Origin of the sequence: Curtanaerobium respiraculi (assembly GCF_024609215.1) — a bacterium.
Lineage (GTDB): Bacteria > Actinomycetota > Coriobacteriia > Coriobacteriales > Eggerthellaceae > Curtanaerobium > Curtanaerobium respiraculi.
Genome location: NZ_JANIPD030000018.1, coordinates 1 through 8646, shown reverse-complemented (window position 1 = coordinate 8646; position 8646 = coordinate 1). Strand labels below are relative to the sequence as shown.

8 protein-coding genes and 2 pseudogenes are annotated in these 8646 nt (G+C 57.2%); 4 read left to right on the top strand and 6 right to left on the bottom strand.

The features are described 5' to 3' along the window. Positions 1-509: 509 nt before the first annotated feature. On the top strand, positions 510-821 hold the full coding sequence (locus NOV21_RS06365) for a helix-turn-helix domain-containing protein (protein ID WP_283171704.1): 312 nt from the start codon (positions 510-512) through the stop codon (positions 819-821). A 171-nt stretch (positions 822-992) separates the two neighbouring features. On the opposite strand, the gene NOV21_RS06360 is transcribed toward NOV21_RS06365, so the two are convergent. Further along, a complete protein-coding gene (locus NOV21_RS06360; RefSeq protein WP_283171703.1) occupies positions 993-2201 on the bottom strand; it encodes an ATP-binding protein in 1209 nt (402 codons plus the stop codon). Between the two features lie 420 nt (positions 2202-2621). Continuing rightward, entirely contained in the window at positions 2622-2894 is a 273-nt protein-coding gene (locus tag NOV21_RS06355; protein ID WP_256314961.1) for a hypothetical protein, read from the bottom strand. A gap of 186 nt (positions 2895-3080) precedes the next feature. Here NOV21_RS06355 and NOV21_RS06350 point away from each other — a divergent pair, with 186 nt between their 5' ends. Further along, a complete protein-coding gene (locus NOV21_RS06350) occupies positions 3081-3500 on the top strand; it encodes a YjdF family protein (RefSeq protein WP_283171702.1) in 420 nt (139 codons plus the stop codon). 110 nt (positions 3501-3610) lie between these two features. Here the strand turns inward: NOV21_RS06350 and NOV21_RS06345 are convergent, their stop codons facing one another. Together NOV21_RS06345 and NOV21_RS06340 are read right to left on the bottom strand one after the other, a co-directional pair. Further along, entirely contained in the window at positions 3611-4843 is a 1233-nt protein-coding gene (locus NOV21_RS06345) for an ATP-binding protein (protein WP_256314963.1), read from the bottom strand. A gap of 467 nt (positions 4844-5310) precedes the next feature. After that, the gene (locus NOV21_RS06340; RefSeq protein ID WP_283171701.1) at positions 5311-5574 is read right to left on the bottom strand and encodes a Cna B-type domain-containing protein; all 264 of its coding nucleotides are present in this window, start codon (positions 5572-5574) and stop codon (positions 5311-5313) included. Here NOV21_RS06340 and NOV21_RS06335 point away from each other — a divergent pair. After that, a pseudogene (locus tag NOV21_RS06335) lies at positions 5500-5817 on the top strand (class I SAM-dependent methyltransferase). The gene NOV21_RS06340 and the pseudogene NOV21_RS06335 sit on opposite strands and share 75 nt — an antisense overlap. A gap of 385 nt (positions 5818-6202) precedes the next feature. Then, positions 6203-7756: a DHA2 family efflux MFS transporter permease subunit gene (locus NOV21_RS06330; RefSeq protein ID WP_283171700.1), complete on the top strand. Its 1554-nt coding sequence runs from the start codon at positions 6203-6205 to the stop codon at positions 7754-7756. Between the two features lie 222 nt (positions 7757-7978). Here NOV21_RS06330 and NOV21_RS11360 read toward each other — a convergent pair. Both NOV21_RS11360 and NOV21_RS06325 read right to left on the bottom strand, forming a co-directional pair. After that, positions 7979-8308 (bottom strand): annotated as a pseudogene (locus NOV21_RS11360) (tyrosine-type recombinase/integrase); the annotation flags it as partial. Further along, complete coding sequence (locus tag NOV21_RS06325) at positions 8305-8514, bottom strand: DNA-binding protein (RefSeq protein ID WP_283171785.1); 210 nt, start codon at positions 8512-8514, stop codon at positions 8305-8307. The pseudogene NOV21_RS11360 and the gene NOV21_RS06325, both read right to left, overlap by 4 nt. Positions 8515-8646: the final 132 nt, after the last annotated feature.

The following is an 8646-nucleotide window of genomic DNA, read 5'->3' as shown; positions in this document are numbered from 1 at the left end:
CCATGTTTCCTCCTAGCGTTCGTTATTGAACGGTTTTGCAATTGCATGGTAATCGTTCACTTCCGAACGGTCAATACATACCGTTCAATTTCGTGCTATAGTTTCCACGCGGTCCAAGATGGTCCGCTCTCCCGAAACCGCCGCAGGCAAACCCTCCCCGACCACGAAGGGAGTATTCAAGAACGGCGTCGGCAGCGCGGTTGCCGGCAGCGCGATAGACGAGCGTCTCCCGCCATCTGAGCGTGAGTCTTGCGTTGGGATGCCGTGGCATGGGGTTGCCCTCCCTGCTGCAAGCCCAGACGACTGGCAGTGTGCGGGAGCCATCCCTGTTTGTCATCCGTCGGACGCAAACAACGTCTTGGCACTAAACAACTAGCGCTCCATGTGACTTCGCTTGCACGCATCCCAACAGGTATCTCTCCGCTTGTCCCGTCCAGAAGACGCGACTCCTTGGGTCTTCTGCAACCCGAGGGCACCAGATGCAAGACGAGAGGCGGTTTGGCCACTTCATGAAAGACGACATCCTCCAGGTATTACGCGACGCGTTCCCAGCAAAGTGGGGAATATCGGACAATGATGCGGAAAGCCGCAAGAATGCCGGGGCGGAGAAACGTGAATCTGCTGCCTCCTCGACATCCGAAGCGAACGACCTGCCCGACGGCCTCATGGACGTGCCACAGGTCGCGGAATACCTGCGCGTATCGAAGAAGTCGGTCTACAAGCTCATCGATCGGCTGAAGATTCCCGCCATAAGGATCGGGGGACTGCTGCGTGTCAGGAAAGACGAGCTAGACGAGACGCTCCGCGCGTGGAGACGATAGACTTAAAATCAGAAGCAAGCCCAACAAATCTCATTCCTATTCCTCAAGCTCGCATTTTGTGAAGTTTCGGGAATAGGAACATTAAGCTGTAGGTATGAGGCCTGCAACAACATTCATACCGGCGGGAGGCACGACATCTTACAGATCTCTATATCCTAAATTGGAGCCTCGCTAAACCTCCCAGACCGGCACGGCCTGAACATTGTGCGTCACAAGATAGGGCTCATCGGTCTGGCAGACCACGTGCCCAAACCCAACCTCGTAATCCGAGAGGCTGTCCAAGCAGCCGAAGTTCTTGACGACATCACTTCCAACGGTGGCAGCCATCTTAATCTCCACGGGATGCAGCACATGACCTTCCTGTATGACGAGATCGATCTCGCGTTTCTTTGCGTCTCGGTAGAACCACACGTCGCGAAGGTTCGCGCCTGCGTTCATGTAGCTCTTGAGCACCTCCGAGACGACGAACGTCTCGAAGACATGGCCGGCGACTGCACCGTTGCGGAGCTGATCGGGAGTAGTCCATCGTGTGAGGTGACACACCAGCCCTGTGTCCATGAAGAAAACCTTCGGGGTCTTGGAAAGACGCTTGTCTACGTTTGGCCAGAACGGCTGGATGACCCTCACGATGTTTGAGGCCTGAAGCACCGAGAGCCACGCCTTGGCTGTTTTGTGGTCTACGTCGATTGCGTTTCCGATGTCGGTAGCGTTGAACAACTGCGCCGATCTTGCAGCACATGCGACCATGAAGCTGTAGAACTTGGTCTCATCCTGCACGTTGATGAGGTCGCGGACGTCGCGTTCGAGATATGCGGATACGTAATCCGAGTAGAAGGAGTCCCAGTCCATGGAGTCATCTTGGAGCTCGGGCATAGATCCCCTGTGGATGAGGCTCCAGATATCCAGGTCTTTCACATGCTTGGGTTCTGTAATACGTGTCGGCACGTAAGGATGAGGACTGTTCGCAGCGTCAATGAGCTCCCTTAAGCTAAGCGGAGGCATCTCGATAATCCTGATCCTGCCGGCCAAGGACTCGCTCACGCCCTTCATCAGATGATACGTTTGCGACCCGGTAAGCACGATGCAGCCCTTCTGGTCGGATTGGTCGACAATCCACTTCACTGGGGAGAACAGCTCGGGCACCCGCTGAACCTCGTCGATGATGAGAGGTAGCTCATGGGAGTTGAAAAAGAGAACTGCATCCTGCTTAACCAGCAGATAGTCGCGCGGATTTTCCATCGAGACATAGCTGAAGGAGTCCCCGAGGTGCTCTTTGAGCATTGTGGTTTTGCCGACTTGCCGCGCACCGGTGACAAGAATCACCTTACCCTGTGTAAGCATGGTGTCGATGGTCGACTCGATTTCGCGCCTGATGTACATGAGTTGCCTCCTTTGCACGGAGGCAATTTTCTCATTTTGCATTGATGTGGTCAAATTTGGGAATGATATTCCCAAATTTCCCTATTCCCACTCGATGGTTCTGGTTCTGTCGTCCCGTCACTCCAGTTGCACCCAGTTGTCGGTGCCGTCTCGAGCCGAGTGCCGCCAAGCATCACCATGTCGTGTTTCATCAGCTTTGGGGACAAAGGCTGGGACAACTTCAAAAACTATTTCCAAACTCAGGGCTTTGAGTTTTGACTTTTGTCCCAAAGGGCGCGGCGGGACGCCTTTGGAGGCTCGATGGCGCCGAAAACGCCCGTTTTGAAACTCAACTGCCCTTTAGCGCGCAAGCCGCCAGCTGCAATCGCAAGTGAATCAGCGCAGGTGGCTTTCGAGCAGTTTGCAAAACCGCAGGTCAAACTATTTACCCTTGTCGAAATAAGGGAATAGTTGCAGGCGGTTGCGCCATGAACCGACGAACGGTCTTCGCGGTAACGCGAGAACACGCTGGTAGAATGACCCATGCAGGTTGGCGACAGGAAGCCGATGATGGCAGACGCCCAAAGCAGAAAGCCCATCCCCGCGGGAGAGCAGCAAATCGAGCACCTCAAACAGAAGGGCGTCTTCTTCGTGCTGTACACCGAAATGGAAGCCGCGCGCATCCGAGATCTCGAGCTTTTCAATCCAACTCAACCCGCATCGCCCCTCTCGAGGTCATGCGGTGCGCCTGCGATAACCGCTCGTGCTACAATGCGGACATCAGAGATGAAAACACAGTCCCCGTCGGGTAGTCGTGGGCGTGCGGGAGTCCGCATCAGTAACCTGCCTCCTTGGTTGTCCCTTCTCTGCATGGTCATCTACATAAAGGAGGAATCAACCATGCAGATCAGTGTGTCGTCCACTCTGATCGTATTTCATGACGGTCAATTTTGGGTCGGGCTGGCGGAACATGTCGAGGACGGAAGGTACGGCGTCGCTCGCATCGTCTTCGGCGCGGAGCCGTCCGATGAGGAAATCCTGCAATTCGTTAGAAGCAAATGGGCGAAGCTCGCGTTCTTCGGTGACGATCCCGCCGAGGGAAGCAAGCCTGCGAAAAACCCCAAGCGCCGCGCCCGCGAGGTGTCGAAGGCCCTTAAGCAGCCGGCGATGGGAACCAAGGCGCAGCAGGCGCTCGCGAGTCAGCGGGAGACAATGAAACGGGAGTCGGTCCGCGCAAGAAGCCAACGTCGCGCAGACGAGGCGGAGGCGCGCTTCGAGCAGCGGAAGCTGAGGCGCAAGCAGAAGCATCGCGGGCATTGATCGCCATCTGTGGCAACCCTTAAACCCTCATACAGAAGCGGTGTCAGTTTCACTTGAAACTGACACCGCTGTCTATTGCACCGCTCGTCAACAGCCAATCTCCATCCCGCTCAGAAGGTCCTCCCTTCCTGCATGAACTCGGGGATGTTGGCATGGATGATGCCGTCCCTTTGCTGAATGGGATCGCTTCGCGTCAAAAGGTACTTGGGGTAGTTGTCTCTGATCTGCTCGAACGGGCGGTATTCGCGCTCCTCGGTGGACCGGTCGGCCATGATGGTCATTGCGACCTGAACGTATGCGTAGCCCATCTCTGGGTTTCTGAGGATGAAGTCACATTCCAGCTTTCCAATGCGCCCGACGCTGACCTTGCAACCCTGCGCGCGAGCGTAGCGGTAAACGATGTTCTCGAGGACGGGCCCGTAGTTGATGCGGTTGTCGGTGTTGAGGGCGAAGTAGAAGCTCAGGTCCGCCAGGTAGTACTTCTGCTCACCGCGCAGCGATTTTCGCGACTTCAGGTCGAAGCGGACGCACTTGCTGACGATCTTCGCGTCCTCGAGGATCTGGAGGTATCGCGCGAGAGTCTCGCGCTTGACCTTCACGCCCTGCTTGCTTTCGAGGTCGGACTGGATGTTCGCAAGCGAAGTGGTGGCGCCGAAGTTGTTGATGACGTAGTCGCGCACCTGGTTGAACACGGAGACGTTCTTGATCTTCACGCGCCTGCGGATGTCCTTTTCGAAGATCTCCTGGATTACCGCCGCGACGTAAGCGCGCTTGTCGGTGAGCTGGGGGTAATCCATTGCCTTCGGGAAGCCTCCCTCGAGGATGTAGGCATCGAATTCCGCGACCGGATTCGGGTTCACGGGCAGCCCCGAGAAGCGCTTCATCTGGCAATACTCGCCAAAGTCCAGCGTCTGCATCTCGAATTCGATGTAGCGCCCGGTTAGCTTCGTGGCCAGCTCGCCTGAAAGCAGATAGGAGTTCGACCCGGTGATGAAGATGGAGAAGCCGCCTTCGGTGCGAAACCCGTTGAGCACGTCTTCGAAACCCTCGACGTTCTGCACCTCGTCGATGAAAAGGTACTTCGTCCCCGAGACAGCGAGCAGGGGCTCGATGAGGGCCTCGAGCTGTTCTGGAGCCTTGACAGATCGGTACCCGTACCGGTCTAGGTCGAAAAAGACGATGTGCTCGTCATCGACGCCTTCGGCCCTCAGCTCTTCGGCGATGCACTGCATGAGGCAGGACTTGCCGCAGCGGCGGACGCCGGTGATGACCTTGATCATCCCGTCGTCATGGTAGAAGCCGCGGATCTTCTTCAGATAGTTTTCACGAGGGAATAAACGCATACTGGCTCCAATCTTCATTGGAGCCAGTATATCAAATCATATATTTATGGGGGTATAGTTTATCAAAGGTATGATTTGCACCCCCATAACTAAGGAATTTCCTATTCCCACTCTATGAATACATTTTTTCATCTGGTGCGCAAGATCTGGAAAGATAAATCAGCGAAGCTATTCCCGTACGGTTATCCATTGTCGTTTGTCGCCAATCAGGCCCATCAATACATTTTGATTTTCCGTAAGGAAAAATAGCCGATAATCAAGCCCACCTACCGCGTCGGGTCAGTGGAGCGGTGGGCTTGATAGTAAATTGTGAGGGGAGGGCCGGCGCACGGAAGAGCGCTGGTTCAGCTTACGGTAAGCGTCCTTCGGTGCCAGGAGGTCGATTGCTATCCCGCAGTTGAAGATGCACACGCCACAGCGCCCATGCGCTCACTGCATGTCGATGAAGAAGAAGTAGACGCTTCTGGCTAGCGGGCAGCTCGCTGGCCAGAAGCTGCAATCTGCACGCTTGGGTGGCCGTTTTCAGTCGAAAGAATCGCGCTATCGATGACCGTTCCTCCGTTCAGAAGCTGAACCGTGACCGATCTCGGACGCTCGCCTTCGGCATCGCCCTTCCACACCTTGCTCACCTCGACCTGGGGTGCGGTACGGGCGTTATGGTCCCTTTCTATCTTGCGGCCAAGGCGGGGGAAATCGTGGCGGTCGATATGTCTGAGAAGATGGTCGCGCATGCAAAGGAATAGTTCGGCAACGAGCCATCCGTGAAGTTTCGGGCTTGCGACGCGCTCTCGCTCGACGAGGGCGAGCGTTTCGACGCCGTGGTCATCTACAACGCCTATCCCCACTTTCCTGATAAGCCTGCGCTGGTAAAGAAGGTATACCGCCTGCTCAAACCAAGTGGGCGGTTCGTCGTGGCACACGGAATCGGCAGGGAAGCCACCAATCTCCACCATGAGGCGGTCGCCGCGGGGTGAGCTTCGGCTTGCGCTCGGCGAGCGAGGAGAGCGCTCTTTGGGAGAGAAGGTTCATGATCGAGGCGCTGGTGGACACGCTGGGCTTCTACGCGTTTTCAGGCGTTCGGAGATAGCGCTTCTCGCGCTCTGTCTTATGTGCTCGGTTGCGTTCGTAGGCAAGCGGAGGTCATGCGAATTAAGGATTTGTGACCGCAATTCGGGGAAATCCACAAAGTCTTCGCTTACGAAACGCCTTCGGTTTGTGCTTAACTTGAGGAAGTCAAAAGGCGCAGGGAGACGCTGCATACGATGTGCAGAGGTGGTCGCAACGAGCATGTTGCGGCCATTTTTTATGTCGACGTTGTCTTTTGGCGAGTATTCCCGAAAGAAAGGAACAATTGAAACAGTGACTTCGAGCAATGCCAAACTTCTCCGCGCCCGTGTCGAGGTGGCGCATCCTTATCTTGCCCTCATGGGACTCTACTGCGGTGGCTTCGCCGGCATGTACAGCGAGACCGCGCTCAATATCGCCCTGCCCCAGCTTTCCCTCGCTTTCGGCGTCGACGTGTCCGTCACGCAATGGCTCGTGGTGGGCTATATGCTTGTAATCGGCGTGGTTCTGCCGTTCGCGAGCCTGCTCATGAAGTGGTTCTCTGCCCGCAAGCTCACCTTGTTCGCGCTCGGCGCCTTCTTCATCGGCGCGGTGGCGAGCGCGGTTGCCCCCTCGTTTCCCATAGCACTCGCTGGCCGTGCGTTGCAGGGCATCGGCACGGGGCTTGTCCTGCCCATCATGTTCGCCATGGTGCTCGAGGTGATTCCTCCGCACAAGATCGGGGCCGCCATGGGGACGAACGCGCTTGTCATCATGTTCGCGCCGGCTATTGGTCCGACGCTTGCGGGCGCTCTTATCGGCGCCGGCTCGTGGCGCCTCGTCTTTGCGAGCTTTGCGGTTATCGCCCTGGTGGGAATCATCTTCGCATGGAAGTTCGAGGTAAATCCCTATAAGCTGACCAGGCCTTCTATCGATGCGCCTTCCGTCGTGCTTTCGGTCGTGGGCTTCGGCGGCATTGTGCTTGGCGCGGGAATGGCGAGCTCTTGCGGATGGGCATCCCCCATCGTTTTGGGCGGGCTTGTCGCGGGCCTCGTGTGCCTTGCGCTCTATGTTCGCCGTCAGCTTTCCATGGAGGTGCCCGTCATCGATATGCGCATCTTCTCCCACCAGGGATTCCGCGTGGGTGCCGTGTGCATGATGGTCAACTTCGGCATCACCCTTTCCGCCATGTACATCCTGCCGCAGTTCTACCAGAGCGGCATGCTTTTGGCAGTGGCCGTGACCGGCGTGGTCATGTTGCCCGGCGGCATCGTGAACGCGCTCATGAGCATGATCTCCGGCCGCATCTATGACCGCATCGGCGCGCGCGGGCCGGCGGTATGTGGCTTCGGGCTGACCATCGTCGGCGCGGCGGCGCTGCTTTTCGCGACGCCTGAGTCTCCGCTTGCCTATGTCGTTGCCTGCCATGTGGTCATGATGGTTGGCGTGCCGCTCGCGATGTCGCCCTGCCAGACGCATGCTCTCTCCTCGTTGCCCCGCGAGCTGTCGACCGACGGCTCCACGGCGCTCAACACGATGCAGCAAGTGCTCGGCGCCGTGTGCACCGCAGTGGTGACGAGCCTTCTTACCGCAGGCCAGGCGAACTATATCGCTGCTGGTGGGGCCAACTCTGCGCTTGCCTTTGCCGAAGGGTCTCATTGGGGATTCGCGTTTGCGCTTGCGCTTGCGGTGGTCGGCTTCGCGTGCGCGCTGCGCATCAAGGCGAAAAAGCGTGCGAACGTGGGGACGGGCGAGGTTGCTGCCGCCGATGCTGCCGCTCGTGCGGCTGCGAAGGCTTCGTCGGCAAACGTCGCGACGGGCAACGGCGCCTCCGCGTGCGACGCGGCGAAGTCGGGCGCTCGCGCGTAACGTGTCGCGACTGGTAGGTGTTGATATCGCCGAGGCGCGTTCCTCTTGACTTCGACCTATGAGGGTCCAAGCGTAGAGGGTGAATGTTGGGCGCCCTGGGAAAACTCCCTTCTTTGGCGGTCGGGCGCTCCTGCGCTCGACAGAGAGCCGGTTGTCCACGGTTCTTAGGTACGTTTCCGTGTAGGGCTTGCCGTTCTTGCCGGGTCGGGTCATGAGCTCGTTTTGCCAAGCCATGATGTCCTTCGCGGTGATTGACGACATTTTCTTTTTCCCGAAGTAGGGAAGGATTTTCGATCTGACCACGTTTTGCTTTTGGTCCCATGTGGTGACCCTCACCCTAGGGCGAACATCCGCCTCGTAGAGCTCATAGAACGATGAGAATTTCATGTCTATGCTGGCGGATGCGTCGGCTAGAACATCACGCTCCCAGGCAAGCGCCTCCGATTTCGTCCTGAACCCTCGCTTGGTCGTGTTGACGAGCTTGCCTGCCGCGTCCTCATAGTGCAACGCCACGCGCCAGGTGCCGCGTTTCTTGTCTTTGTGGACGCTCATTTGAGGTCCTCGTCGATCTCGACTTCCTCCAGGTTGCCGAAGAGCCGCTGCTCGTAGTAGTAGCGGTTCGTCTTGCCCTTGACGACGAAGCATCCGTCTTCTTCGAGCTCCTTGTTGAGCTGCTTGATGATCGAGTACGCGTACTGAACGCTGATGCCCAGGTCGTCGGACACTTCCTTGGCGGTGATGAGCCTTGCTTTTTCCATTTGGTCTCCTATCTTTTAGTCGTTGCATTTTCGAGCCGATTATCGAATGCTTGTGGATGCAATGCAGATTCTGGCGGGCAGGGTTGCCGACATTTCGTGTGAGAGCCCCGCTTCTCGTAAAGGAGTCTGGCA

Bases quoted from the DNA above. Each gene is read 5' to 3' on its own strand.
- NOV21_RS06365 (WP_283171704.1), top strand. From the start codon at position 510: ATGAAAGACGACATCCTCCAGGTATTACGCGACGCGTTCCCAGCAAAG.
- NOV21_RS06360 (WP_283171703.1), bottom strand. From the start codon at position 2,201: ATGTACATCAGGCGCGAAATCGAGTCGACCATCGACACCATGCTTACA.
- NOV21_RS06350 (WP_283171702.1), top strand. From the start codon at position 3,081: ATGCAGATCAGTGTGTCGTCCACTCTGATCGTATTTCATGACGGTCAA.
- NOV21_RS06345 (WP_256314963.1), bottom strand. From the start codon at position 4,843: ATGCGTTTATTCCCTCGTGAAAACTATCTGAAGAAGATCCGCGGCTTC.
- NOV21_RS06340 (WP_283171701.1), bottom strand. From the start codon at position 5,574: ATGCGCGACCATCTTCTCAGACATATCGACCGCCACGATTTCCCCCGC.
- NOV21_RS06325 (WP_283171785.1), bottom strand. From the start codon at position 8,514: ATGGAAAAAGCAAGGCTCATCACCGCCAAGGAAGTGTCCGACGACCTG.